Below are 25577 nucleotides of genomic sequence, written 5' to 3'. Positions count from 1 at the left end.
GTCGGCAACTCGCCCACGGTACAGCAACCGGTCGTGACCAGCGAAATCACCGGCGACGACAGCAGCGCCACCGCCCGGTAACGTCGCGCCTCGTGGCCGGGTGGTGGTCCTTCGACGACATCGACGCGACGTGGGTCCGCGATGTCCTGGGCATCGCCGACGCGCGCGGCTGGTCGCTGGAGCGCGTCACCCGCGGACGCATCACCCAGGCCGCCCGCCTGCATGTTCGCCGGCCCGACGGCGACGTCGAGACCGTCGTGGTGAAGTGCGTCGACCCCGGGTGGACGGGTTCGCTGCTCCCGCTCGAGCGGCAGCACCGCTTCTACGCCGGCTCGACGGGACTCGAGCTGCCCGTCGCCACCTGCCGTGCGACCTGTCTCGACCCGGGCACCGGACGGTTCTGGACGGTGCTCGACGACCCGGGTCCGTCCCATTACGGCGACGACGTCGTCGGGCCGACCTACCCGACGTCGTTCCTCGCGATGGCGGCGCTGGCGACCGTCCACCGCGCGGTCGACTGGCGCGGCCCCCGTCCGGACTGGGTCGACCCCCTCCCCGTCCCCGACCACGACGGCCTCGGCGACGACTATGTCCGGTTCGTCGAGCAGTACGGCGAACGGATCGATCCGGTCCATCTGACGCTGGCCAACCAGGTGGTCGCATCGATCGGGACCCTCACCGACCACGCCGCCCGGCTGGGCGCGCGCGCAGGGATCGTGCACGGCGACTTCCGCTACGGGAACCTCGTCGTCGGACGACATGGTGCGGCGAGACCGGTTGTCGTGACGAACTGGAGCCACGTCACGTGGGGACCTCGCGTGGTCGACCTGGCGTCGTTCCTGTCGATGTCGCTGCCGCCCGAGGTCCGCCGACGGAGCTACGACGAACTGCTCCACCGTTACCTCGTCGGGTTGGGCGGGCCGGTCGACGGCGAGGCGATCGGGGCGTTGCGGCGGGAGATCCACGACCACGCCTTCCTCGTGCTCGTCCAGGTCATCCGGTGCGCGGTCGAGACGCCGGGCTGGGAGGCGCCGGAGAAGGCCGGTCCGGGACGGTCGATCACCGACCTCTGGCTGACCATGTTCGCCCGGGTGTGCACGTTCCTCGAGGACCTCGGGCGTCCCCTCGTCACCCCGGCGCCGGGGCGCCCTTCCCGCCCGGTGGCGCTCGCCGACGAGTTCGCCCACCCCGACTCGGTGGGAGACGGTCTCAGCGAGGAGTGGACGCTGGCGGTTGCCGACACCACCGCCGAGGTGGGCGTGTGGGTCCGTTTCGGCAGGCACTCGGCCCTGACGGAGGGTGCGTACGTGACGGTGTCGATCACCGGGCCCGACCTGCCGCAGATCACGGTGGCGACACCCACCCCTGACATCGACGAGAACCTGTCGGTGACCATGCCCGGAATGCGCATGCAGCACACCGTCGTGGACCCTCTGCGGCACGTGCACCTGCGACTGAGCGGGCGCGGTGAGGCCGGCGGCGACGACGTGGGGATAGTCCTGGACCTGCACTGGTACGCCTGCGCCGACCCGGCGCTCTACGGCGGCAGCCCGCTGCTGCTCGTGCCGTCGGTCGTGACGGGGACCATCACGCTCTCGGGTCTCGGGCCGGCCGAGCGGCGGATCGCCGTCGACGCCCCCGGGTACCGGGACCACTCCTGGGCCGGCACCGACTGGTGGGACATGCGGTGGACCGCCTTCGTCGCCCATTTCGACGACGACAGCGAGATGAACGGGCTCGACGTCCGCATCCCCGGTATCGCTCCGGTGTCCCTCGGGCATCTCCAGGGCGCGACGACCGCGCCGGTGCTGGTCGACGTCTGCCGCGTGCTGGACCACGGCGACCCGGACGACCGTGACCGCACCCTGAGCTTCGCGGTGGAGCCGGGCGCGCACACCGTGACCTTCACCCCGACATGTCACGCCGACGTCGCCCGCCCCGGTGGCCCGGGCCGACCGGACGAGGTCATCCGACGCTCCTGGGGCACCTTCACCCGCAACGACGGGCGCCGGGGTGTGGGATGGGTCGAGACCGAGGCCCGCCCGCTCGACGGCGATCACGCCGTCGCGGGGCCTGCGCGTCCTCCCAGGGACTCCCCCTAACCTGTAGGCCATGTCCACCGTGTCCGTCGCCGATCGTCGACGGCTGCGTCGGCACGCCCTGCGCGGCGAGACCACCGTGCTCATGCTGGTCCTGCTGCTGTTCACCCTCGCGTTCATGACGCTCGGCTTCCTGGGCAAGCTCGACTGCGGTGGCCCGCCCTACGACATGTCGGGACGCAGTGCGCACTGGCCGGTCGGCAAGCACGAACTCCTCATGCCGTGCTACTCCGACCTGCAGTTCCTGTGGATCGGGCGCGACATCAACAACCACGTCTTCCCGTTCATCCACGGTGGCATCCGACCCGACGGCGTGCTCTACGGCGGGGCGGTCGAGTACCCGGTCCTGTCGGGTGTGCTCATGTACCTGGGTGCGATCGGTGCCCACACCGACACCCAGTTCTTCGTGCACTCCGCGATCCTGTTGGCGCCCTTCGGGATCCTCGTCACCGTCCTGCTGGGGCTGCTCGTCCGGTGGTGGGCGCTGCTGTGGGCCGCGACGCCGCCGCTGATCCTCTACGCCTTCCACAACTGGGAGCTGCCCGTCGTCGCGACCGCCGTCGGCGCGGTCGCCCTCATGGTGTACGGCGAGTCCGTCTCCGACCGCACCGGCAGACCCCGGATACCGTTGCGCGTCAGCGGTTCCCTGGCCGCGGTGATCCTGGCCGTCGGGTTCTGCCTCAAGCTCTATCCCGGGCTGTTCGTGCTGCCGCTCGCGATCTACGTCGCGACCCGCGGCCTGCGCCGCGTCGACCTGATGTCGGTGTCGGCGGTGCGACGCGGGATCGACGTCGTCGGGGCGGCCTGGGTTCTCGGAGCCGCGATCGTGACCGTCGTGGCCATCCAGCTGCCGTTCATGATCGCCGGGTTCGACGGGTGGAAGGCGTCGCTGACGTTCCAGGGGCGCCGAAAGGCCGAGGTCGACACCAACTCGATCTGGTACTGGGGCCTGCGACACCTCACCGGCGGCATGACACCGACCTACAACTCGATCGTCGGCGTGGCCTCACCGACCCTGATCCTGCTGTCGTTCGCGGTGGTGATCGCGCTCGGGGTCCGTGCGTGGCGGTCCGGGCGCGTGTTCCCGTGGATCGGTGTGAGCGCGGCGATGCTGGCCGGTTTCATGCTGTTCCACAAGGTGCACTCGCCGCAGTACACGCTGTGGATCCTGCCGTTCTTCGTCCTGCTCCGGGTGCGCTGGCAACTCATCGCGATCTACCTCGTCGGCGATCTCGCGTTGGACCTCACCATCTTCCGACTGTTCGGCATCTACACCTCGGGCCAGCCGATGAAGTGGTGGGTGATGACCGGCGTCAACATCGGCGTGTGGTCCCACGCACTGGTGCTCGCCATCCTGCTCGTGGCGTTCGTACGGGCGCCCGCGCGGTGGGAACGGGCGACCGGTGACGACGGTGCACCGCCTCGCGACTATCCGACGGCGGTCGCGACCGCGTCGTCCGGTGCGGGCGACGACGGGTTCCGGGGAGGCCGTACCGCGTCGGCGGCACCATCCAGCACCCCGCCGGCGGGGTCGTCGTAGAGCCGACCGCCCACGCCGACGCGCACGAGATCGCGTCGCGGATGGTAGATCTCCCAGATCACGACGGCGCAGAGGCCGAGCACGGCCACGAAGCGCAGCACGACCGCGCCGGTGAACCACTGTTCCGGTAGCCATTTCACGTCGGCTGGCAGATACAGACCCATGCGTGGTATCCACACCGCCGCGTCGATCACCATCCAGGCCAGCAGGACTCGGAACCGCGGCACCGCGAGCACGGCGACGGGCACGAGCCAGAGCGAGTACTGCGGACTCCACACCTTGTTCACCAACAGGAAGCCGGCGAGCACCAGGAACAGCAACTGCGCGACACGCGGACGGGTCGGGGCTGTCAGGCCGATGGCCACCACCGCGACGCACACCACCGCGAACAACCCTACGAACAGGGCGTTCACCAGCGCGGACCGACCGTTCGCGTCGGCACCCCAGTCATAGCCGGACACCCGGCTGACCACCGTGAACCACGTGTCCGGGTCGGTGCCGCGGGAGGAGTTGTAACGGAAGAACTCCCACCAGCCGCTCGGGAACAGCACCATGATCGGCAGGTTCACCACGAGCCACGCCGCGACGGCCGACGCCGCGGTGACCGTGAACTCGCGTACCTTGCCCGCACGCAGGCACAGCACGGCGAGCGGGATGAGGAACAGCGCCGGGTACAGCTTGGCCGCGGCGCCGAGACCGACGAGCACACCTGCCGCCCAGGGGTTGCGGCGCGCCCACGCGAGCATGGCCAGGGCCAGGAACGCGGTCGCGATCGCGTCGAAGTTGGTGAAGGCGTGCACGATCACCAGCGGCGAGACGGCGGCGATGGCCGCCGACCACACGCGCGCGCCGGCGACGAGGGCGGTCGCCCAGATCGTGACCAGCCAGAACAGGGCGAGGCCGAGCGCACAGACCACGAAGAAGACGACGACGTCGATCGCCGACGGGAATCCCCAGTGGTCGTGCAGCCACTGCCATCCCGCGGTGACCTGCGCGGCGCCATACATGTACATCCCGGTGAGGACCGGGTACTCCATGTGGCGGACCTGGGGGCTGCCGTCGGGCTTCGTCTCCGTCCAGGACACCTTGTAGGGCAGTGCGCCGGTGTTCAACCGCTCGGCGGTGTACAGCGGAACGGTGTCGGAGTAGCACAGCGCGATGTACTGCCGGTGGTTGCTCCAGTCCAGTTGCTGCACACCGGTGTCGGGGTTCGGCGCCTGCTGCAGACACCCCGCCTTGCCGTACCAGCCCAGAGCCAGGACCACCAGGGCGAGCAGGAGGATCACCCGCAGGGGCGTCCAGTACCGGGCGCGACCGACGACCGCGTGCAAGCCGACCGGACCACCGATGGCGATGGATCCCTCGCGGGCGACCGGGTCGGCGTGACTCGGCAGGACGCGGTCGTCGGCGACGCGGGGATCCGGCGCGAACCGCGTCGGGGACTCCCAGTCCTCGGCCACCCCCGGCGCCTCAGCCGCCGTTCTGGAACGGGTCGTTCCCGTTCGCTTCCGGCGTGGGTGTCACGACGGTCTCCGTCGGCGGGCCGGGCAGCGGGATGGTCACGCCGGGCGCGAGCGTCGCCGACGGCGGCGCGAACGTCGTCGTGGGCGACGGCGCCTCCGTGGTCTCCTCGTTGCGCCGCGTGCGTGTCGGGGCCTCGGTGGTCTCGGGCGCCTCGTACGGCACGCCCGCGACGCCGCCGATGGCGGCCGGCTCGGGGAACTGCTCGATCGGCTGCCCGTCGAGCGCACCGTCCATCGCCGCCTGCCAGATGTCCGACGGCAGGCCGGACCCGTAGACGATCGACCCGGTGTAGTTCTTCAGCGCCACACCGGCATCGGTGCCGACCCACACGGCCGTCGACAGCTGCGGGGTGTACCCGACCATCCAGGCGTCCTTGTTCTGGCCGGTGTCGCCGAGCTGGGTGGTGCCGGTCTTCGCGGCCGACGGTCGGCTGCCCCCGTCGAGCGCATGCCCGCGGGAGTACGCGGCGATGGGCTCCATCGCGGAGGTCACGTTGTTCGCGACCGCGGCGGAGAACCGACGCTCACCGGCGTCGGACTTGCGTTCGTAGAGCACCGTGCCGTCGGAGGTCTCGACCTTCTGCACGAAATGCGGTGCGTGGTAGACGCCCTGGTTGGCCAGGGTCGCGTAGGCCGATGCCATGTCGATCACGCGGGACTGGTACTGGCCGAGGACGACACCACCCTCGACGCCGCTGCCGTCGGCGTTGGTGAGCGTCTCCTTGATGTCGCCGAAGCTCTGGGCGATCCCGGCCTGATGCGCCGCGTCGGCGACGGCCTTCGCCTGACCGTCGAGGTCCAGCATCAGCCGGTAGTAGACGGTGTTGAGCGAGAGCTTGAGCGCGGTGGCGAGATTGCACGACCCGCAGCTCTCGCCGTCGGAGTTCGTCACGGTGTTGCCACCGGGGGCGGTGAACGCCGACGAGCTGTACACCTTCGACAGCGGGATGCCCTGCTCGAGAGCGGCGACGAGGGCGAACACCTTGAACGACGACCCCGTCTGCAGGCCGGCCTGGGCGTAGTCGAAGCCCTGGCCGTCGTTGCCGCCGAAGTACCCGCGCACCGCGCCGGTGCCCGGGTCGATCGACACGACCGCGTCGCGGATGTTCTTCGGTTCGCCCTCCAACTGCCCGTTGGCGGCGGAGACGACCGAGCGCTGCACCTGCGGGTCGATCGTGGTGGTGATCTTCAGACCCTCGGTCTGCACGTCCTGCTCGGAGATGTTCAGCGAGTTCAGTTCCGCGAGCACCTGCTGCTTGATCAGACCGTTCGGGCCGCTCGTCACGTTGCCCGAGGTGTCCCGCGGCGCGGCGACCCGCGGGTACTTCAGGGACGCCTCGTCCTGCGGCGTCAGCGCGCCGATGGTGACCATGCCGTCGAGGACGTAGCGCCAGCGCTCCTGCGCCGCCGCGGGATTCGTCGCCGGGTCGTAGTAGGACGGCGACCGGATCGACGAGGCGAGCACCGCCGCCTCGGGCACGGTGATCTGGGTGATGTCCTTGTTGAAGTAGGCCTTCGCCGCGGCGGAGACGCCGTAGGCGCCCCGACCGAAGTAGATCGTGTTCAGGTAGGCGGCCATGATGTCGTCCTTGGACCACTCGTTCGACATCTTGGTCGCGATCGCCAGTTCCTTGAACTTGCGGGTGTAGCTGCGCTCGTCGCCGACCAGCGCGTTCTTCACGTACTGCTGGGTGATCGTCGAACCGCCGCCGGCGTCGGCGTTGTTGGTGAGCTGACCCAGAGCCGCACGCGCCAGACCCGACACCGAGAAGCCGGCGTTCGTCCGGAACTCGCGGTCCTCGGCGGCGATCACCGCGTCCTGCATCGCCTTCGGGATCTTGTCGATGGAGACGTCGGTGCGGTTGCCCTCGGGCGGCACGATCCGCGCGATCTCACCGCCGCGCGAGTCGAGGATCGTCGCGACCTGGTTCTGCTTGATGGCGTCCGGGCCGGGCACCGAGGCGCCCAGGTAGGTGAACAGGAACACCACGGCCATCACGACGACCGCCAGCGGCACCAGACAGCCCAGCACGCCGACGATCCACGCCACCACGTTCAGACGCGACCGCTTCGTGTCCTGCGTCGCGCGCGCACCAGTTCCGTTGCTCACCGTTCACCCACACCGTTCTCGTCGTCGGACCCCGAGGTCCGTCGGTCAGTCTGCACTGCCCGCGGCGCGACGTGATCGTCGCTGCCGCGGTCGGGGCACCCGTCCTGCGACGAACGACTGGACCAGATGGTTCCAGCGACAGCTCCGGCACACCTCCACGACGTGGACGGTGAACTCCTCGCTGTCGGCGGCGAGCCGCGTGATCTCGTCGACGGACCGGGCGGAGCCGTTCACCGTACCGAGGCGGTCGCCGAACACCCACGACACCAGCGTGAGCTGTTCCTTGCGGCAGATCGGGCAGATCACGTCGCTGGGCCGGCCGTGGAAGGCCGCGGCGCGCAGGAGGTATCGGTCCGCGTCGCACACCGCCCCGACAGCCGTCCGACCCGCGTCGACCTCGGACAGCAGGGACCGGCGCTGCAACGCGTAGTCCACCGTCTGCCTCTGCACCAGCACGAGGACAAGAGTACGTGGCCCGCACGAGCGCCGAACGGTCGTCCGTGCACCCGCCGACACAGACCACGGGGCACCTGTCGGCCATGTCACGACCGTTCCCCGGCAAGACGTGGTTCATGTCCGGTTTCCTGTACCGGTTATATCGGCGCGATACATGTGTGTGTAGCATCAGCGGTACACGTTCGTCCGACAGGTCAGGAAGAGGGGTTCGTCCAGTGCTCGAATTGGCAGTGCTCGGTCTCCTCCTGGAGGCACCGATGCACGGCTATGAGCTGCGCAAGCGCCTCACCGGACTGCTCGGCGCGTTCCGTGCCTTCTCCTACGGCTCGCTGTACCCGACGCTGCGTCGGATGCAGTCCGACGGCCTCATCGTCGAGGACGCCGGTCCGCAGGGGACGCTCAAGCGGCGGGCACGGCGTGTGTACAAATTGACCCCCGCGGGACGGGAGCGGTTCGCCGAGCTCGTCGCCGACACCGGTCCGCAGAACTACACCGACGACGGGTTCGGGGTGCACCTCGCGTTCTTCAGCCGCACGCCGGCGGAGGCGCGGATGCGCATCCTCGAGGGCCGTCGTCGTCAGGTGGAGGAGCGGCGCGAGGGTCTGCGGGAGGCGGTCGGGCGCTCGACACGCGCGGTCGACCGGTACACCCGCCAGCTCCACCAGCTCAGCCTCGAATCGAGCGAGCGCGAGGTGCGGTGGCTCAACGAGCTCATCGCCGCCGAGTCCGCGGCCGAACCCGACGGCCCGGTCCTCGAACCCGACACAACGGCAGTTTCGCAACAGAAAGAAGGAGAGCCCGACCATGGGTGACACCAAGTCCGTCCGCGTGGCGATTGTGGGCGTGGGCAACTGCGCCTCATCCCTGGTACAGGGCGTGCAGTACTACAAGGACGCCGACGAGAATGCGGTCGTCCCCGGCCTCATGCACGTCAAGTTCGGCGACTACCACGTGCGCGACGTCGAGTTCGTCGCCGCGTTCGACGTGGACGCCAAGAAGGTCGGGTTCGACCTGTCCGAGGCGATCTTCGCGTCGGAGAACAACACCATCAAGATCGCCGACGTCCCGCCGACCGGCGTGACCGTGCAGCGCGGCCACACCCTCGACGGCCTCGGCAAGTACTACCGCCAGACCATCACCGAGGCCGACGGCGACGGCGGCGACGTCGTGCAGACGCTGAAGGACGCGCAGGTCGACGTCCTCGTCTCGTACCTGCCCGTCGGCTCGGAGCAGGCCGACAAGTTCTACGCGCAGTGCGCCATCGACGCGGGTGTCGCGTTCGTCAACGCTCTGCCGGTCTTCATCGCCTCCGACCCCGAGTGGGCCGAGAAGTTCCGCGCGGCCGGTGTCCCGATCGTCGGCGACGACATCAAGAGCCAGGTCGGTGCCACCATCACCCACCGCGTGATGGCGAAGCTGTTCGAGGACCGTGGCGTTGCGCTGGACCGCACGTACCAGCTGAACGTCGGCGGCAACATGGACTTCAAGAACATGCTCGAGCGCGAGCGTCTGGAGTCGAAGAAGGTCTCGAAGACCCAGGCCGTCACCTCGAACCTCACCGGTTCGCTGGCCGGCAAGATCGAGGACAAGAACGTCCACATCGGCCCGTCGGACCACGTCGAGTGGCTCGACGACCGCAAGTGGGCCTACGTCCGCCTCGAGGGTCGCGCCTTCGGCGACGTGCCGCTGAACCTGGAGTACAAGCTCGAGGTCTGGGACTCGCCGAACTCGGCCGGCATCATCATCGACGCCGTGCGCGCCGCGAAGATCGCCAAGGACCGCGGCCTCGGTGGCCCGATCCTCCCGGCGTCGGCGTACCTGATGAAGAGCCCGCCGGAGCAGATCGCCGACGACACCGCGCGTCAGCAGCTCGAGGCGTTCATCATCGGCGCGGACTCCTGATCTGACGCCACACGACCAGGGCCCGTCACCTCTACGGAGGTGGCGGGCCTTCGTCGACCGCGCGACCGACGAGCCGTGGTTCGAGGGCGCCGCCCGCGCCGGCCACGTCGTCAGCGGGATCGTGCACCTGCTCATCGCCTACGTGGTGATACGGATCGCGATCGGCGACGGCGGCAACGCCGACCAGTCGGGTGCACTGGCCGCCGTCTCGGCGACCACCGGCGGCACCATCGCGCTGGTGCTCGCGGCGGCCGCGTTCGTGGCGATGGCGTTGTGGCGCCTCGCCGAGACCGCGATCGGCGTGCACGCCACCGAGCCGGACGACGGTGACCGCGGTCCGTCGGCGTGGCTCGACCGCGGCAAGGCCCTGAGCCTGGCCGTCATCTACTTCGCGTTCGCGTGGACCGCAGCGCGCTTCGCGCTGGGCGACCACTCGTCGAGCGGCAGCCAGAACGCCGGGATGAGTGCGCGGCTGATGTCCTCCACGGTGGGGACGCTGCTGCTGATCGTCGTGGCGGTCACCGTGGTGTGCGTCGGCGGCTACCACGTGTACAAAGGCGCCTCGCGCGCCTTCATGGACGATCTCACGATCACCCACCAACCCGTGGTCGTCGTCGCGGGCGTCGTCGGGTACGTGGCCAAGGGCCTGGTGCTCGCCGTCGCCGGGATCCTGCTGGTCGTCGCCGTCCTGCGCGCCGACCCGTCCAAGGCGACCGGCCTCGACGGCGCGGTGAAGACGCTCGGCTCGTGGCCCGCGGGCCCGACGCTGCTGGTGATCGCAGCGATCGGGCTCGCGGCCTACGGCGTCTACGCGTTCGTCATGGCGCGCTGGGCGCGCATGTGAGGCGCGGTCAGTTCGTCGCGTTGAACCGGTCGTAGAGGAACTGCGACGCGGGCAGAGCCCCGAACAGGTACGGGAACACGTGGTTCGCGGCGAGCTTCGGGAAGATCGGCGGGGTCCCGTCGGTCACCACACGCACGTTCGCGCCCTGCGCCCGCCAGCTGCGCACCATCGTCATCACCTGGCTGTTGGGGATGATGTCGTCGTTGATGCCGGTGTCGACGAGGACTGGCGCGTTCGGCTTCATTTTCCCGATCAGCTGGTCGGCCAACGCCTTCTGGATCTGCGGGTACTTCTGCGAGATCTGGTAGAGCGACTGTCCCGAGGTGGTCCACCCGTTGGTGCGCTGGAACCCGTAGCGGAACACGGTGTCGCCGATGCACGAGGTCGCGAGCTGCTTGAGCGCCGCCTTGCCCGCCGGGCTGGCCTCCTTCTGGATCAGCGGACCCAGCTCGGGGTAGCGGGCGACGAGACCGTTGACCGTGTACCCGATGACACCGGCGATCGACGAGCCGTCGACGGCCTTGAGGACGACCTCGAGGTCGGCCGGCGGGGCGCCCGCGTAGGTGCCCTTGATGTTCAGCTCGGGCGCGTAGGTCGACGCCATCTCGGCCGCGGATGCGGTCGCGCCGCCGCCCTGCGAGTAGCCCCAGAACCCGATCGGCGACCCGGCCGGGAGCTTGCCGAGGTTGAGCGCGGCACGGGCACCGTCGAGGACGGCGTGCCCCTCCTCGACGCGGTTGACATAGGTGTGGACGCCCGGGGTGCCCATGCCGATGTAGTCGGTCATCAGGACCCGGTAGCCCTGGTAGAGCAGCACGTTCGCGAACAGCTGCTCGTAGTTCGACCCGAGCGCGAGGTTTTTCGTGTCCAGTGAGATCGGGAAGGACACGAGCTTCGACGGGGCGCAGTCGTCACCCTGGCCGATGGTGCCGGGCGCCATGACGACGGTCGGCCGTGGGCCGCGGCCGCGCCACGGTGCGAACGGCTCGATGTAGGTGCCGGTGACCGCGGTCGGCGTGCCATCCTGCAGCTCCGAGGTGTACATCACCGTCTGCGCTGCGCCGGGGAACGGACGGGGATCACCCGGGATCTGCAGGAAGATCGGCGTCGGGCGCGTCTTGACGATCGCGCCGTTGCCGGACGGCAACGTCGGAGGCGGCGTGTAGAACGCGTCGCCCGGTGCCGCCTGCGCAGGCGATGCGCCGACGACGAGTGCGGTCGCCGCGGCGACGGCGGCGCTGGTGATGACGGTCATGACCCCACGAAATGACTTCACCCGGGTCACTGTAAGCCACGCCACACTCACTGGACACGCGGGTTGGAAATTGTCCAGTCAGTCGGGAAGAAGGGGTGTGTCGTCGGGGTCTGCGCGGCCCACCAGCGCACCGCGGGTGACCGACGTCGCGCCGAACCGGGAACGGAGTTCGTCGAGGGTGGCGTCCAGGGCCCCGGTGTCCATCGAGACCCGGCCGCCGCTGACGGGCGCCGCGGCGCCCTTCTCCTGCTCCCGGAAGGGCAGCGACAGCTGGTAGGGGTCTGCGTCGGCGAGGTTGGTGAGCGCGACGCCCACCAGCGTGCATCCCTGCTCCGCGATCAGCGGTGCCGCGTCGGCGAGCAGTCGTCGGGCCGCGGAGAGGATGAGATCTGTCGAGTCGGTGGCGTCGTGGAACGAGTGCGACCGCGACGCCCGGGTGAAGTCGTCGAAGCGCAGTCGCAGCACGACCGTCCGCGTCACGCGTTCGGCGGTGCGCAGGCGACGGCCGAGCTTGTCGACGATGCCCATCACCGTCGCGTCGAGGTCGGCGAAGGCGTGCGGCCCGCGACCTATGGCACGTTGCGCTCCGATCGACCGGTGTCGGCGGCCCGTCGTGACCCGACGCGGATCCCGCGCCAGCGACAACGCGTGCAGGTGCGCAGCAGCACCTCGGCCCACGATGGTCGCCAGTCGATCCTCGCCCGCGTCGGCGATGTCCCCGACGGTGTCGATCCCGTGGGACCGCAGCTTCGCCGAGGTCACCTTCCCGACGCCCCACAGCCGCTCGATGGGTAACGGGTGGAGGAAGGCGAGTTCGCCGTGCGCCGGGACCTCCAGCAGCCCATCGGGTTTGGCGACGGCACTGGCCACCTTCGCGAGGAACTTCGTCCGCGCGATGCCGACGGTGATCGGGAGACCCACCTCGGCGGCCACGCGCTCCCGCAGTGTGCGCCCGATCTCGACCGGCGATCCCCGGATACGGCGAAGCCCCGACACGTCGAGGAAGGCCTCGTCGACCGAGATCCCCTCCACGAGCGGTGTGGTGTCGTGGAAGATCGAGAACACCGCCCGGCTCGCCTCGGTGTAGGCCGCGAAGCGCGGGGGCACGACGATCACATGCGGACAGAGACGCCGCGCAGCGCTGCCGCCCATCGGGGTCGAGATGCCGAAGGCCTTCGCCTCGTAGCTGGCGGCGAGTACCACCCCACCGCCGACCACCACGGGCCTGCCGCGAAGCGCGGGGTCGTCGCGCTGCTCGACGGACGCGTAGAACGAGTCGAGGTCGGCGTGGAGGATCGCCGGACGAGACCGCTGCTCGGCGTCGTCGGTGCTCACCGCCGCATCGTCCCACCTGCCACCGACACCGACCCCGGTCAGCCGCGGCCGCTCACCGTGGCCAACCACTGGCGCATCAGTGCGACCTCCGCGTCGGTGAGTCCGTGCGGGTCCTGCGCCAGCAGGGTCGCCAGTGCCACGGCGTGCCGGGCGGCACCCCCGGATCTCGGGGCGGAGGACCCCGATGTGACGGCACCGATGACGGCATCACGCGTAGTCGACGACAGCTCCGCAGCGGCAGGGAGATCGTCCGACGAGGTGGTTATGAGTGTCATCGCCACTCCGATACCGCTCGCGTAGATCACCGACGCCGCGACGTCGACGGGGACCGTCAGCCGACCGGCCGCCGCGGCACGCTGCACGATGCCGTGCAGGACCTCGTAGACCTCGAGGACGTCGGACCCGGGGCGGGGCTCGCCGTACATGAGCGCGTAGATCTGCGGGTTGTCCAGCGCGAACTCGATGTGTAGATCCCATCCCGCGCGCAACTCCTGAACCGGGTCGTCCCCGGCCTCCCGCGACTTCTTGGCGCGCAAGAACGCACGGAAGCCGTCGGCGGCGACGGTGGTGAGCAACGTCCGCATGTCGCCGAAGTGGCGGTAGATCGTCTGCGCCTGCACCCCCGCCTCGCGGCAGACCGCCCTCGTGGTGACCGCGTCCCGGCCCTCGTCGACGAGCAGCCGCGCGGCCGCGGCGAGGATCCGCTCGCGCGGGGAGATCGGGTCAACGGCCATGTGATCGATGATAACACTTGACGTACATCGCTGGTGTGTTAGCGTCGATGTCGCCGCAGATACAACGCTGATCACATCAGGAGGCCGCCATGCCCGACAGCAGGATCACCCTCGTCACCGGCGCGAACCGCGGTATCGGTCGCGCACTCACCGCCCAACTCGCCGACCGCGGACACACGGTGCTGCTCGCGGCGCGCGACCCCGACGCGGCGAAAGCCGCCGCCGCCGACCTGTCGGGCGGGTCCCCCGAGCGGGCGATCCTCCCCCTGACGCTCGATGTCACCGACCCCGGATCCGTCACGGCCGCTGCGGAACTCGTGAGGTCCGAACACGGGCACCTCGACGTCCTCGTGAACAACGCGGCCATCCACTTCGACCCATGGCAGACCGCCGTCGACGCCGACCTGACCGTGGTGGACGAGGCGATACGCACCAATCTCCTCGGGACCTGGCGGGTGACGCAGTCCTTCCTGCCGCTGCTCCGCGGGGGCCACGATCCGCGGATCGTCATCGTGTCGTCCGAGCAGGCGTCGCTGGCGCGGATGGGCGGCGGTGTACCCGCCTACAAGACGTCGAAGGCGGCCGTGAACGCCCTCGGCCGCATGCTGGCCGCGGAGCTGGCCGACGACGGGATCACCGTCGACCTCGCGTCGCCGGGATGGACCGCGACGGACATGGGCGGCGACGGGGGACGGCCCGTGGACGACGGCGCCGCGAGTGTTCGTCAGGTCGTCGAACTCGAGACCGGTACCGGGGCCGGTCGTTTCCTGCAGGACGGAATCGAGCTCCCGTGGTGACCGACCCGAACACCCCGGCCCTCGACGACCTCGTGTCGACGTTCTACCGCGCCTTCGCGGGCCACCCTGAACTCCTCGCCGACGTCGTCACACCCGACTGGGAGGACGTCCCACTCGCCCCGGGCCAGGGTCCCGGCCCCGAGGGAGCCGCACCGGTCATCCGCGGCCTGCAGGCGGCACTCTCCGGACTCGAGATCGTCGTGCGCCGGGTCGTCGACGGGCGCGACGCCGATGGCGTCGGCACGATCGCGACGCGCTGTGAGATCCGCGGGCGGCACACCGGGGAACTCGTCGGCGCGCCGCCATCCGGACGCGCCGTCTCCATAGCCCTGCACGAGTTCCACGACGTCGTCGACGGCCGGATCCGTCGGACCCACCACCTCGAGGACTGGGCCGGTTTCCTCGCGCAGGTGTCCGGCGCGGCCTGAGGGCCGTGGCGCGAAGTCCGTCCTGGCCAAGTCCGCTCCCAACGGGTTGACTGTGACCATGGCGAAAGACGTTCGTATCGGTGTCCAGATCCAGCCCCAGCACGCCCCCGACTACGGACTCATCCGCGACGCGGTGCGCCGCGCGGAGGACGCCGGTGTCGACGTCGCGTTCAACTGGGATCACTTCTACCCGCTTTACGGCGACCCGGACGGCGCCCACTTCGAGTGCTGGACGATGCTCGCCGCCTGGGCCGAGCAGACCTCCCGGATCGAGATCGGTGCGCTCGTCACGTGCAACAGCTATCGCAACCCGGAGCTGCTCGCCGACATGGCGCGCACCGTCGACCACATCTCCGGCGGTCGCCTCATCCTGGGCATCGGGTCGGGCTGGTTCGAGAAGGACTACACCGAGTACGGATACGAGTTCGGCACGGCCGGTTCGCGTCTGAACGATCTCGGCGCCGCACTGCCGCGCATCGTCGACCGCTGGGGCAAGCTCAACCCCGCGCCGACCCGCAAGATCCCCGTCCTGATCGGGGGTGGTGGTGAGAAGAAGACGCTGCGCTACGTCGCCGAGTACGCCGACACATGGCACTACTTCGTCGATCCGGAGTCCTACCGCCACAAGTCGTCGGTGCTGGAGTCGCACTGCTCGGACATCGGCCGCGACCCCGGCGAGATCGAGCACTCCGCCGGCGTCGAGTTCAACCCCGCCGACGCCGCCTCCGGTGATGCGCTGAAGGATCTGGTCGCCCGCGCCGAGCAGTTGCACGCCGAGGGTGTCACCTTCTTCACCGTCGGGGTCACGGGACCCGAGTACGACCTCACCGGCGTCGAGGAACTCTGTCGCTGGCGGGACTCGCTGCGCGGGTGAGCGCGTCACCGTCGGGTCCGGGCGTCCTCTTCTTCGACGGACACTGCGGGATGTGCACGCGCTCCCGCGATCTCCTGGAGCGGCTGAACCGCACCGGAGACGTCCGACTCGAGCCGTTGCAGAAGGCCGACGTCGTCGACCGGTTGTCCACGGCACTCGGTCGGCGACTGTCCCAGGACGAGTTGATGGCGTCGATCTGGTGGCTCGGCGACGACGGCAGGGTGTGCGCTGCGGCCGAGGCGGCTGCCGTCGCCGCGGCCGTCGCCACCGGGGTACCGGTTCCCCGCTGGCTCTACCGGGTCCCGGGTGCGGGACCGCTGTCGGAGACCGCGTACCGGTGGGTGGCCGCCAACCGCGGACGGTTCCCGGGGACGACGCCGTACTGCGAGCGGGAACCGGCCAACTGCTGACAGGCGTCTTTGCCATTCGTTTACCCGGGGCTGGACACCGCTTTACCTCACGCACGTAGCGTTCGCGGGTCACCTCACCTCCCCAGCCCTGGAGATCTGCGTGGTCCGCATCCCGTTGCCCTTGTCCACCCTCGGCGCGCCCGGCTCGTCGTCGCGCGCGCACGTCACCTGCCAGTACAAGTGCGGTGAGGCCTGTTGGAAGCAGCCGGGCAACACCAGCGACAACGCGTATTTCGGCGACGTGGTGCGATCTGTGGTGTCGCGGCGATCGCTGCTGAAGGGCGGCGCCGCGACCGCCGTCGGAGTGGGAGCCGTCTCCCTCCTAGGGGCCTGCGGGGCCGACGGGAACCCGACGTCCACCCCGTCGACACCTCCCGTCACCGGCACAGGGACGGGCACCGGGATGGACTTCACCGCCGTCGCACCCAACACGCAGGACGCCGTGGTGATCCCCGACGGCTACGAGCAGTCGGTCGTGATCCGCTGGGGCGACCCGGTCATCCCCGGCGCACCCCGCTTCGACATCGCTGCCCAGACACCCGAGGCCCAGGAGAAGCAGTTCGGATTCAACAACGATTTCGCCGGCCTGATCCCGATCGAGGGTGAGGCGGCCCGGTTCTACCTGGTCTGCAACCAGGAGTACACGACCGAGGAGTTCATGTTCACGGGCTACGAGCCCAAGAACCCCACCGAGAACCAGGCCCGGGTGTCCATGGCCGCCCACGGCATCACCGTCGTCGAGGTGACGGCCGAGTCCGGCACGGGCAAGCTCACACCGGTTGTCGGAGAACGCAACCGGCGGATCACGGCCTCGACGCCTTTCACGCTCACCGGCCCGGCCGCGGGCAGCGAGTTCGTCCGGACCTCGGCCGACCCGGCCGGCACCCGCATCCTCGGGACGATCGGGAACTGCTCCGGTGGGCTCACCCCGTGGGGCACCATGCTGTCCGGCGAGGAGAACTTCCCCAACTACTTCAGCGGCGCGTCCGCGGTGACCGACCCGACCGCCAAGGAGCGTCTGAACCGCTACAGCTTCGAGGACGACGCGGACTACCACCAGTGGGGCCGCTACGAGGAGCGCTTCGACCTCTCGAAGAACCCGAACGAGGGCAACCGCTTCGGATACATCGTCGAGGTCGACCCGCACGATCCGTCGTCGACGCCGATCAAGCACTCCGCGCTGGGCCGCGCCAAGCACGAGTCGGCCACGATCCACGTCACCGACGACGGCACCGTCGTCGCGTACTCCGGTGACGACGAACGGTTCGAGTACATCTACAAGTTCGTGTCGTCGAGGAAGGTGCGGTCGGGGACGAGCGCTGCCGCGATGCGCAGCAACCTCCGCATCCTCGACGAGGGGACGCTGTACGTCGCGGTGCTCACCGGCGACACCCCGCGGCAGGTGGACGGCTCGGGCGAACTGCCGGCCGGCCAGAAGTTCGCGGGCACCGGACGGTGGGTCCCGCTGCTCACCGTCGACGAGTCCGGCAGGGCCACCTCGCGGATCGAGGGGATGTCACCCGCCGAGGTCGCCGTGTTCACCCGCATGGCCGCGGACAAGGCTGGCGCCACGAAGATGGATCGCCCCGAGGACATCGAGCCCCATCCGAAAACCGGAAAGGTGTACTGCGCGCTGACCAACAACTCGAAACGCGGCACCACGGGAGAAGCCGTCGCCGACGCGGCGAATCCCCGAAACGAGAACAAGAACGGCCAGATCATCGAACTCACCGACGATCACGCCGGTACCGACTTCACCTGGGAGCTGCTGTTGGTCTGCGGCGACCCGGCAGCAGCCGACACGTACTACGGCGGCTTCGACAAGACGAAGGTCAGCCCCATCTCATGCCCGGACAACGTCGCGTTCGACCCGCACGGCAACCTGTGGATCTCCACCGACGGCAACGCACTGGAGAGCAACGACGGCCTGTTCGCCGTCGCACTCGACGGCCCGAATCGCGGAGAGACCAAACAGTTCCTGACCGTGCCGAAGGGCGCCGAGACGTGCGGACCGATCATCACCTCGGAGCGTGTCCTCGTCTGCGTGCAGCACCCCGGCGAGACCGACGACGCCAGCGCCGACAACCCGTCGTCGAACTGGCCCGACGGAGGGTCGAGTCAGCCGAGACCGTCGGTGGTCGCGGTGTGGAAGAAGGACGGGTCGATCGGCGTGTGACGCTCAGCCGCGGCGGGACGGGCGCTCGCTCGCCAGCGCGGCGAGCGCGGACACGACGCCGCCACCGTTGATGACGGCCCAGGCGATGTTGCCGGGCTTGCCGCCCGACTGCGCTGCCGCCACTGCGTGATTCACGCCGAACAGCGTCGACAGCACGGCGAGGCCACGCAGCTGTGCACGCACCGGATCCCGGTCGCCGGCGACGATCGCGCCTCCCGCGACGAGCGTGCCGAGGTTCCAGATCGCGATCTCGCGTTGCCACCCCGCGTTGCGACCCCATGCGGTGGTGTCGGCGAACTGGTTGGGGAACAGCCCCTGGGTGATCAACGCGATCGATGTCCCGGCGAGCCAGGTCGCGGTCGCTGCACGAACTGTGGGTCGGTACACGGTGTCCTCCTCGGTGAACGGCGAGACGACCGTACCGCGCGGAGGTGAACCCGCGACTCCTCAGCGAACCCGCGCCATGCATGACGCGGATCTGCCTGCAGGCCGCGGGTCGGCCTCGGATCAGACCGGTGTCCCCGTACCCCGCAGGATCCGGTCCGCGACATCGGTGACCGTCACGACGCCCAGCGTGCGGTCGTCGTCGACGACCACCGCGAGGTGCGTTCGGTCCGAGCGCATGGTGTGCAGCAGGTCGCCGAGACGCTCCTGCGGTGTCGCACGCGCCACCGGGCGCATGAGGCTGCGCGCGGTCGCGTCTGACGGTGCCGCCACAGCATCACGGGCGTGCACCATGCCGACGGGCACCCCCGCCGACCGGACGAGCAGGCGGAGGTGGCCCGAGTCGTCCGCGGCGGAGCGGATCTGAGCCGGCGATGCGTCGATGTCGACCTGCGCCGGATGGGTGTCTCCGGCACCGAGCACGTCGGCGACCGTCATCTGCTGCAGGTCGAGGGCACTGAGCAGGCGACCGCGGTACTCGTCGTCGAGGGCGCCGGTGGTCCCGGAGTGCTCGACCAGGTGGCGCAGCGCGGCGGGGTCCTGCCCCGACGACGTCTCGTCGACGGGCTCGACGCCGACGCGGCGCAGGAACCAGTTCGCGATCGTGTTGAGCGACAACAGGAGCGGGCGGGTGACGATCAGGAAGCCGCGCATCGGCAACGCCAGCAGGATCGCCGACTTCTCCGGGTGTGCGATGGCCCAGGACTTCGGCGCCATCTCACCGACGACCAGGTGCAGGAAGGTGACGACGACCAACGCGAGGACGAACCCCGCGACGTCGGCGACCCAGGTGGGTGCACCCCAGCCCTCGATGAGCGGCGTCAACGCATAGTGCACAGCGGGTTTCGTGACGGCACCGAGCGCGAGGGTGCACACGGTGATGCCCAGCTGCGCGCCCGCCAGCAGCACCGACAGGTCGGTGGCGCTGCGGACGGCCGCACGGGCGGAGCGACTGGTGGCCGCGTCCTCCGCGAGTCGGTGCGTGCGCGCGGCGATCAGGGCGAACTCGACGGCGACGAAGAATGCGCTTGCCGCGATCAGCAGGACGCTGACGGCCAGGACGACCCACGGGTTGCTCATCGCAGCACCTCCGAGTCCTCGCGCAGGTCGACCTCGACGACGGCCGGTACCCGTCGGCGCACCTCACGGACGGTGAACGCCAGCGTGCGGCGGGGGTGGTCGTCGGTGCGGGCGGCCTCCGTCGGGTCGGGCTCGAGATCGACGAGGACGGTCTCACCGGTCTCCGGGAAACGTTGCAGCACGGCGAGAACCGCCCCCGCGACGGTCTCGTGGTCACCGGCCGGGAGCTTGTGCCCGACCAGCCGCTCGAGTTCGTCGACGGCCAGGTCACCCCGGACGGTCCACGACGACTCCGTGGACGACCGCAGCGCGGCCACGACGACGTCGTGCTCGTCGGCGATGTCCCCGAGCAGCTCCTCGGCGACGTCCTCGCGGGTGAGGATGCCCGCGAACCCGCCGTACTCGTCGATCACCGCCACCATCTGTACCCGCCGGGTGTCCATCTCCTGCAGCACTTCCGGCAGAGGAAGCGACGTCGGGACGGCGACGGCCGGTCGGGCGACGTCGGCGGCGACACCCGTCACGGAGTCGTCGAGCAGGTCGTGCAGCGACACGATGCCGCGCAGGTCGTCGGGGTCGGACCCGAGAACGGGGTACCGCGTGTGACCGGTCGCCATCCGCGCGCGAACCTCGGCGACCGGTGTGTCGGCCGCCAGCGTGTCGACGCGCGGGCGCGGCACCATCGCGTGATCGGCGGTCCGCGTGGGGAAGTCGAGGATGCGGTCGAGCAGCGTCGAGGTGTCGTCGTCGATCTCGCCGGTCGCCCGTGAGGCGGCGACGATGTGGGTGAGGTCCCGCGGGGTCGCCGAGTGTTCCACGTCGTGGACGGGTTCGATCTTCAAAGCCTTCAGCAACAGGTTCGACGACTGGTCGAAGAGCCAGATGAGCCACCCGAACAGCGAGAGGTAGATCGTGGTCGACCGCGCCAACCACCGCGCGACCGGCTCCGGCCGGGCGATCGCGAGGTTCTTGGGGAAGAGCTCACCGAACACCATCTGCACGCCGGTCGAGACGACGACGGCGACGACGGTGCCGATGGTGACGCCGACGGCGGTACCGATACCGATCCCGCCGAGGAGCTCGCCGACCCCCTGACCGATCAGCGGTTCCGCGACGTACCCCACGAGCAGTCCGGTGACCGTGATGCCGAGCTGCGCACCGGAGAGCATGAACGACGTGCGCCGGGTGACGGTGAGCGCACGCGCTGCGGCGCCGTCACCGGCATCTGCTGCGGCGCCGAGTCGCGAGCGGTCGGCCGCCATGTACGCGAACTCCTGCGCCACGAAGTAGCCGGTGAACGCCGTGATGACCACGACGACCAGCAGTCCGGCGAGGATCTCGAGGACGATCACGCGTGCATCATCCCAGCACCAGGGGTGTCCATGACATCCCGACGAACGACCAAGGGTAAAAGTTCCTTTACCCATTTCTCGTCACTCCGGGGCATCACCGGTGGCATGACCTCATTCACCGACCAACTCGTCGGCGACGCCGGCCGGTTGGTGCTTACGGCAGTCAAGACGGTGGCGATGTTCGCGACCGCGGCGATCGCGCTACGCCTCTCCGAGCGCCGCACCATCGCCGAGTTCGCGCCGTACGACTGGGCCGCCGCCGTCGCCATCGGTGCGATCGTGGGCCGCACCGCCACCGCGGCGGACACCTCCTGCCTCGTCGGTTCCGTCGCCCTCGTCGCGCTGCTGGCCGCTCATTCGGCGCTCACCCGCGCGAGGTTCCTCCCCGGGGTGGCGCGACTGGTGGATCCACCGATCAGGGTGCTCGTGGAGCACGGACACGTGAACCGCCGGGCGGCACGACGCGCCGGGCTCACCGACGCCGATCTCGACGGCATCCTCCGCCGCCACGGACACTTCTCGGCGGCCACGGTGCGGTGGGCGATCGTCGAGCCCAAGGGCGCGGTGACGGTGATCGACGACGATCAGTAGTCGTCGGCGCTGTCGGCCTGGACCTGCCCGCCGCGGATGCGCTGCAGGTGGAACCGTCGGCTCAGCCGGATGGCCGGGCGGATGAGGAACTGGATGCTGCCGATCAGGAAGAACCACGTCGCGGCGAAGGTCGTCGACTCCCAGAAGAACAGCACGCTGCCGATCACGAACCAGACGGCGATGAGGAAGTCGTTGGCGATGCTCGCGGCCTCCCACCTCTGACGGACGATCAGCTCGTCGCGTCCGATGCGGATGGTCAGGTCTCTGTCGGTCACAAGAGACCGTCATACCCTCAGTCGAGCCAGTCCAAGACGGCGGCCGCCGTCCAGCTCTGTTGCATGCTGCCGAGCGGCTCGCCGGTGAACGGCTCGTAGTACTCGGCGAACGACCCGTCCTGCGCCTGTCGCAGACCCTCGTCGCGCAACCTGACCGCGCGTTCGGGCCAGCCCCGCCGCGCGAACGCCCACGAGAACAACCACGTCATCACCGGCCACACCGGACCGCGCCAGTACTCCTTGGGTCGGAAGTCCGGGGAGATCGGCGACGTCGACGGCGGCACCACGTACCGCAGGTCGGGGTGGCCGCAGAAGCGCGGTCCGTCGAAGACACGCACCAGTGTCCGCTCGCGGTCGCGGGGCAGGCCGCCGCAGAGGAGGGGCGCGAACGCGGCGATGGTCTCGGTGGTGATCCATCGCCCGGCGCGGAGGTCGAAGTCGCGCGCCATCCCGTTGCGTTCCGAACTCGCGGCGACGACGCCGGCGCGGAACCTGTCGGACCATGCGCGGAGGTCGCGGACGTCCGACCTCGGCTTGGCGTAGTCCTCGCCGATGGTGGCGAGGACGTCACACGCGACGGCGAAGATGGCGCTGACGAACACGTCCTCGACGGCGAAATCCATCACCTGCGGGAGCTTCTCGTCGTCGTAGTGGGCGCGCTTCATCTGTTCGACGAGCCAGAGATAGCGGTCGTACTCGGAGTCGCTGGGACGCATCGCCGAGTCGTCGACGTGGTCGAGATCGGCCCGTCGGTAGGGCGGGAGATCGTCCCCGACGACCACGTTCGCGTAGGCCGCGTCCCACCGGGGGGAGTTGTCCATGCCGGACTCCCACCCGTGGAACAGCGTGATCCGACCGCGACCCTGGGGGTCACGTGCGTGCGCGAGCCACCGGTGCCAGCGCACCAGGTTCCCCCAGCGGCGATCGATGAACTCGTCGGCGGCCTGGCGGGTGGTGCGTCCTCGCCGTCGGGAGTGGTCGAGGATGCGTTGCACCGCGATCGCGTGCACGGGCGGCTGGGTGATGCCCGAGGTGTCGACGAACGTCGGCGCGTGCGCGGCCAGCCGCGCGGTCTCCCATCGCGCGGGGCCCGGGAAATACCCGTCGCGGCCGTTCGCGAAGACGATGTGCGGGATCATCCCGTTGCTCCACTGCGCCGAGAGCAGCGTGTCCATCTCGATCACGGCACGTTCCACCGACAGCGGCGCGAGACCGACCGCGACGAAGGCGGCGTCCCAACTCCACATGTGGGGGTAGAGCTTGGGGGCGGCGCTGGTCATCGTTCCCAGGTCGTTGCCCCGCAACAGGTAGGCCGCGCGGGCCGCCAGCTGCGTCGAGGTGAAACCCACGTTCGGCACGTGGCCATTCTGGCCCCCGATCGCTCGTTCCCGCTCGTCAGGGGCGGTGCCGACACCCATCAGCCATCCTGCATCCCCGTTATCGCATCGTTACAGCTGACACGATCGTGCGGCTGTTCCCGTCCTGGCTGTCGATCACGCGTTCGGATCCCTACCGTCGAAGACATGACCGAGTTGAAGTCGATCGCCGATCACGTCGCGCACGGCGAATCGCTGGCCGAGACGGCCCGCGCCCTCGACATCACCGAGGACGAGGTGATTCGGTGGGCGCACGAGATGATGGTGATCCTGAAGGTCGACACGATCGACGCGCTGGCCGAGCAGTTGCGGCACATGCAGTACGGGGCACCGACCACGCAGCCGTGGCGGCGGTCTCTGTTCACCCGGTCACATCCGGTGAGCGAATCAGCCGACTCGGTGGCATAACTGTCCCTGGTCCAGCATCGCGCCGGCGGCGCGCCATGCACGTGAGCGTGATCGAGAGGGTGTCATGCAATTCGCGCCGGTTCGACGGCTGTCCGACGGGGCGCTGGCGGCCGCGGAACTCCGTCTGCGGGGAACGCACCACACCCGCATCGATCAGACCGAGGATCTGCTGCGCGCCGCCGGCCTGATGAGTCAGCAGGTCGCCGCACCGACCAGCTCGGTCCGCGGAACCGCCACCGCCGTCGACGTCGCCGACACACTGCCGCTCTTGGTCTCCATCGACATGGACGTCACCGAGTCCTTCACCGACGACGACCTGCATCCGCTGGCCAAGGTCGTCGTGTGCGTCTCCCCCGACGACGTGATCGCCCACCCCCATCGGTGCCTGCGCACCATCGCCGACGCCCGCGACCGCGGCCGGTTGATCTGCGTCGACGACATGGGCTCCACCGAGAACGCGCTGGCGATGCTGCCGCTCATCGAGCCGGACATCATCATCACGCCGCCGGAACTGCTTGCGCGCATGACCGACCCGGACATGGCAGACCTCGCGAACGCCCTCCAGGCGTACATCGAGCGCAGCCACGCCGTCCTCGTCGCCGAGGGTGTCGATTCCGACGACCTCCGCGAGGCCGCCCTGACCGCCGGTGCCGGATTCGGGGTCGGTGCGCTCTACCCCGCCGTCGACGACCCGCGCGGGTTCGTGGGCGAACCGGTCGTGGCTCTGCCCGACGCCCCCGTCTGGAACACCCCCCGTACCGAGCTGCCGACGCCATATGCGATCGCCTCGCAGGGCGTCCGACCCCGGCGCGGCACCAAGCAGCTACTCATCGAGATGAGCAAGTCGCTGGAGGCGCAGGCCGCCGGCGTCGGGCACTCGATGATCGTGATAGGCACCTTCCAACACAAGCGTCATTTCACGACCGAGACGTCGAAGCGGTGGCATCTGCTTTCGGAGGCAACGGGTTTCGCCGGCGTCTACGGTGTCGGTCTCGAGGACCGCATCGAGGGCAACGTGCAGCACGCCCCGCTCGCCCCCGAGGACGACCTGGTCAACGAGTGGACCGTCGCCGTCCTCGGCCCGCACTACGCCGCGCTGCTGTCCGCCCGGGACCTGCACGACAACGGGCCCGATCTGGACCGCACCTTCGACTTCGTGCAGAGCTTCGACCGCGTCACCGTCACCCAGGCCGTCAACAGCATCCTGTCGCGGTTCACGGGCTGAGTCGCGGCGTTCCGCGGAACGCCGCCGAACCACCCGAATCAGACATCGTCGGTACCCTCGGTGGCTCACCGGAGGCGTCGACCTGTCGACCGTTCCCTCCAGTGGCGCGCCCGCGACCGTCCGCGCGACCGGGACCATGGAGATCAAGGGCACCAGCCGGCCGGTGACCACCGACCTGCGCGTGGCCCGCTCCGGTGACGCGGTCATCGTCCAGGGCGCCGTGCCCGTCCGCTGGTCCGACCACGGCGTCGAGCCGCCGAGGATCGGGGATTTCGTCCAGGTCGAGGACACCGGCACGATCGAGTTCCTGCTCAACCTCGCACGACGCTGAGGCGGGCCGACG

The 25577-nt window shown here is 69.6% G+C and carries 25 protein-coding genes; 14 read left to right on the top strand and 11 right to left on the bottom strand.

Translation table 11 applies throughout. The features are described from left to right. Positions 1 to 92 precede the first annotated feature (92 nt). Both LX12_RS05925 and LX12_RS05920 read left to right on the top strand, forming a co-directional pair. Positions 93 to 2102 (top strand): DUF7064 domain-containing protein, encoded by a 2010-nt coding sequence (locus tag LX12_RS05925; protein WP_253653591.1) that lies wholly within the window; start codon positions 93 to 95, stop codon positions 2100 to 2102. 10 nt (positions 2103 to 2112) lie between these two features. Next, entirely contained in the window at positions 2113 to 3639 is a 1527-nt protein-coding gene (locus LX12_RS05920) for a glycosyltransferase family protein (RefSeq protein WP_253653590.1), read from the top strand. Here LX12_RS05920 and LX12_RS05915 read toward each other — a convergent pair. From LX12_RS05915 to LX12_RS05905, 3 genes are read right to left on the bottom strand one after another with little or no spacing between them, the layout of a single operon-like run. Continuing rightward, entirely contained in the window at positions 3528 to 5099 is a 1572-nt protein-coding gene (locus LX12_RS05915) for a glycosyltransferase family 87 protein (protein ID WP_253653589.1), read from the bottom strand. The genes LX12_RS05920 and LX12_RS05915 overlap by 112 nt on opposite strands. A 10-nt stretch (positions 5100 to 5109) precedes the next feature. Then, positions 5110 to 7272 (bottom strand): transglycosylase domain-containing protein, encoded by a 2163-nt coding sequence (locus LX12_RS05910; RefSeq protein ID WP_253653588.1) that lies wholly within the window; start codon positions 7270 to 7272, stop codon positions 5110 to 5112. A gap of 45 nt (positions 7273 to 7317) precedes the next feature. Next, positions 7318 to 7722 carry a DUF5318 family protein gene (locus LX12_RS05905; protein ID WP_253653882.1) on the bottom strand — a complete coding sequence of 135 codons (405 nt, stop codon included), beginning with the start codon at positions 7720 to 7722 and terminating at the stop codon, positions 7318 to 7320. 221 nt (positions 7723 to 7943) lie between these two features. On the opposite strand from LX12_RS05905, the gene LX12_RS05900 reads away from it, so the two are divergent. The 3 genes from LX12_RS05900 to LX12_RS05890 are packed head-to-tail and all read left to right on the top strand — an operon-like array spanning position 7944 to position 10474. Further along, positions 7944 to 8540 (top strand): PadR family transcriptional regulator, encoded by a 597-nt coding sequence (locus tag LX12_RS05900; RefSeq protein WP_253653587.1) that lies wholly within the window; start codon positions 7944 to 7946, stop codon positions 8538 to 8540. Next, positions 8533 to 9630, top strand: a complete 1098-nt coding sequence (locus tag LX12_RS05895) for an inositol-3-phosphate synthase (protein ID WP_253653586.1) — start codon at positions 8533 to 8535, stop codon at positions 9628 to 9630. Before LX12_RS05900 ends, LX12_RS05895 begins: the two co-directional genes overlap by 8 nt. Position 9631: 1 nt before the next feature. Further along, positions 9632 to 10474 carry a DUF1206 domain-containing protein gene (locus LX12_RS05890; RefSeq protein ID WP_253653881.1) on the top strand — a complete coding sequence of 281 codons (843 nt, stop codon included), beginning with the start codon at positions 9632 to 9634 and terminating at the stop codon, positions 10472 to 10474. 7 nt (positions 10475 to 10481) lie between these two features. Here LX12_RS05890 and LX12_RS05885 read toward each other — a convergent pair whose 3' ends face one another. From LX12_RS05885 to LX12_RS05875, 3 genes are all read right to left on the bottom strand, one after another. After that, positions 10482 to 11729, bottom strand: a complete 1248-nt coding sequence (locus LX12_RS05885; protein WP_253653585.1) for a lipase family protein — start codon at positions 11727 to 11729, stop codon at positions 10482 to 10484. A gap of 78 nt (positions 11730 to 11807) precedes the next feature. Beyond that, complete coding sequence (gene dinB, locus LX12_RS05880) at positions 11808 to 13064, bottom strand: DNA polymerase IV (RefSeq protein ID WP_253653584.1); 1257 nt, start codon at positions 13062 to 13064, stop codon at positions 11808 to 11810. 38 nt (positions 13065 to 13102) lie between these two features. Then, positions 13103 to 13798: a TetR/AcrR family transcriptional regulator gene (locus LX12_RS05875; RefSeq protein WP_253653583.1), complete on the bottom strand. Its 696-nt coding sequence runs from the start codon at positions 13796 to 13798 to the stop codon at positions 13103 to 13105. An 89-nt stretch (positions 13799 to 13887) separates the two neighbouring features. On the opposite strand from LX12_RS05875, the gene LX12_RS05870 reads away from it, so the two are divergent. The 5 genes from LX12_RS05870 to LX12_RS05850 all read left to right on the top strand — a co-directional run bounded on the left by LX12_RS05870 (position 13888) and on the right by LX12_RS05850 (position 18483). Next, entirely contained in the window at positions 13888 to 14595 is a 708-nt protein-coding gene (locus tag LX12_RS05870; RefSeq protein WP_253653582.1) for an SDR family NAD(P)-dependent oxidoreductase, read from the top strand. Continuing rightward, positions 14592 to 15023: an ester cyclase gene (locus LX12_RS05865; protein WP_253653581.1), complete on the top strand. Its 432-nt coding sequence runs from the start codon at positions 14592 to 14594 to the stop codon at positions 15021 to 15023. The genes LX12_RS05870 and LX12_RS05865 overlap by 4 nt, the downstream gene beginning before the upstream one ends. 58 nt (positions 15024 to 15081) lie before the next feature. Then, positions 15082 to 15897, top strand: coding sequence for an LLM class F420-dependent oxidoreductase (locus LX12_RS05860; RefSeq protein WP_253653580.1), 816 nt, complete (start codon positions 15082 to 15084; stop codon positions 15895 to 15897). Further along, on the top strand, positions 15894 to 16307 hold the full coding sequence (locus LX12_RS05855) for a thiol-disulfide oxidoreductase DCC family protein (protein WP_253653579.1): 414 nt from the start codon (positions 15894 to 15896) through the stop codon (positions 16305 to 16307). The genes LX12_RS05860 and LX12_RS05855 overlap by 4 nt, the downstream gene beginning before the upstream one ends. A 100-nt stretch (positions 16308 to 16407) precedes the next feature. Next, entirely contained in the window at positions 16408 to 18483 is a 2076-nt protein-coding gene (locus LX12_RS05850) for a PhoX family protein (protein ID WP_253653578.1), read from the top strand. A gap of 3 nt (positions 18484 to 18486) precedes the next feature. Here the strand turns inward: LX12_RS05850 and LX12_RS05845 are convergent, their stop codons facing one another. From LX12_RS05845 to LX12_RS05835, 3 genes are all read right to left on the bottom strand, one after another. Next, positions 18487 to 18870, bottom strand: coding sequence for a hypothetical protein (locus LX12_RS05845; protein ID WP_253653577.1), 384 nt, complete (start codon positions 18868 to 18870; stop codon positions 18487 to 18489). Between the two features lie 120 nt (positions 18871 to 18990). Further along, positions 18991 to 20007 (bottom strand): hemolysin family protein, encoded by a 1017-nt coding sequence (locus LX12_RS05840; RefSeq protein ID WP_253653576.1) that lies wholly within the window; start codon positions 20005 to 20007, stop codon positions 18991 to 18993. Continuing rightward, positions 20004 to 21359, bottom strand: a complete 1356-nt coding sequence (locus LX12_RS05835) for a hemolysin family protein (RefSeq protein WP_253653575.1) — start codon at positions 21357 to 21359, stop codon at positions 20004 to 20006. The genes LX12_RS05840 and LX12_RS05835 overlap by 4 nt, the downstream gene beginning before the upstream one ends. Before the next feature lie 105 nt (positions 21360 to 21464). On the opposite strand from LX12_RS05835, the gene LX12_RS05830 reads away from it, so the two are divergent. Next, positions 21465 to 21950: a DUF421 domain-containing protein gene (locus LX12_RS05830; RefSeq protein WP_253653574.1), complete on the top strand. Its 486-nt coding sequence runs from the start codon at positions 21465 to 21467 to the stop codon at positions 21948 to 21950. Here LX12_RS05830 and LX12_RS05825 read toward each other — a convergent pair. Both LX12_RS05825 and ggh read right to left on the bottom strand, forming a co-directional pair. Beyond that, positions 21944 to 22225, bottom strand: coding sequence for a YrhK family protein (locus tag LX12_RS05825; RefSeq protein WP_253653573.1), 282 nt, complete (start codon positions 22223 to 22225; stop codon positions 21944 to 21946). The genes LX12_RS05830 and LX12_RS05825 overlap by 7 nt on opposite strands. 17 nt (positions 22226 to 22242) lie before the next feature. Then, entirely contained in the window at positions 22243 to 23583 is a 1341-nt protein-coding gene (gene ggh, locus LX12_RS05820; protein ID WP_253653572.1) for a glucosylglycerate hydrolase, read from the bottom strand. Positions 23584 to 23748: 165 nt separating this feature from the next. Here ggh and LX12_RS05815 point away from each other — a divergent pair, with 165 nt between their 5' ends. Genes LX12_RS05815 through LX12_RS22185 form a run of 3 tightly spaced genes read left to right on the top strand, consistent with a single transcriptional unit; the run spans position 23749 to position 25565 of the window. Further along, positions 23749 to 24009, top strand: coding sequence for a hypothetical protein (locus LX12_RS05815; RefSeq protein WP_253653571.1), 261 nt, complete (start codon positions 23749 to 23751; stop codon positions 24007 to 24009). A gap of 16 nt (positions 24010 to 24025) precedes the next feature. After that, positions 24026 to 25234, top strand: a complete 1209-nt coding sequence (locus LX12_RS05810) for an EAL domain-containing protein (RefSeq protein ID WP_308213980.1) — start codon at positions 24026 to 24028, stop codon at positions 25232 to 25234. Further along, a complete protein-coding gene (locus tag LX12_RS22185; RefSeq protein WP_308213979.1) occupies positions 25143 to 25565 on the top strand; it encodes a YceI family protein in 423 nt (140 codons plus the stop codon). The genes LX12_RS05810 and LX12_RS22185 overlap by 92 nt, the downstream gene beginning before the upstream one ends. Positions 25566 to 25577: the final 12 nt, after the last annotated feature.

The organism is Williamsia serinedens, from assembly GCF_024171725.1.
Lineage (GTDB): Bacteria > Actinomycetota > Actinomycetes > Mycobacteriales > Mycobacteriaceae > Williamsia_A > Williamsia_A serinedens.
Note: the sequence above shows the minus strand (reverse complement) of the source record. Positions and strands in the feature narration are given on the sequence as shown.

Bases quoted from the DNA above. Each gene is read 5' to 3' on its own strand.
- LX12_RS05815 (WP_253653571.1), top strand. From the start codon at position 23,749: ATGACCGAGTTGAAGTCGATCGCCGATCACGTCGCGCACGGCGAATCG.
- LX12_RS05860 (WP_253653580.1), top strand. From the start codon at position 15,082: ATGGCGAAAGACGTTCGTATCGGTGTCCAGATCCAGCCCCAGCACGCC.
- LX12_RS05895 (WP_253653586.1), top strand. From the start codon at position 8,533: ATGGGTGACACCAAGTCCGTCCGCGTGGCGATTGTGGGCGTGGGCAAC.
- LX12_RS05920 (WP_253653590.1), top strand. From the start codon at position 2,113: ATGTCCACCGTGTCCGTCGCCGATCGTCGACGGCTGCGTCGGCACGCC.
- LX12_RS05840 (WP_253653576.1), bottom strand. From the start codon at position 20,007: ATGAGCAACCCGTGGGTCGTCCTGGCCGTCAGCGTCCTGCTGATCGCG.
- LX12_RS05870 (WP_253653582.1), top strand. From the start codon at position 13,888: ATGCCCGACAGCAGGATCACCCTCGTCACCGGCGCGAACCGCGGTATC.
- LX12_RS05830 (WP_253653574.1), top strand. From the start codon at position 21,465: ATGACCTCATTCACCGACCAACTCGTCGGCGACGCCGGCCGGTTGGTG.
- LX12_RS05885 (WP_253653585.1), bottom strand. From the start codon at position 11,729: ATGACCGTCATCACCAGCGCCGCCGTCGCCGCGGCGACCGCACTCGTC.
- LX12_RS05875 (WP_253653583.1), bottom strand. From the start codon at position 13,798: ATGGCCGTTGACCCGATCTCCCCGCGCGAGCGGATCCTCGCCGCGGCC.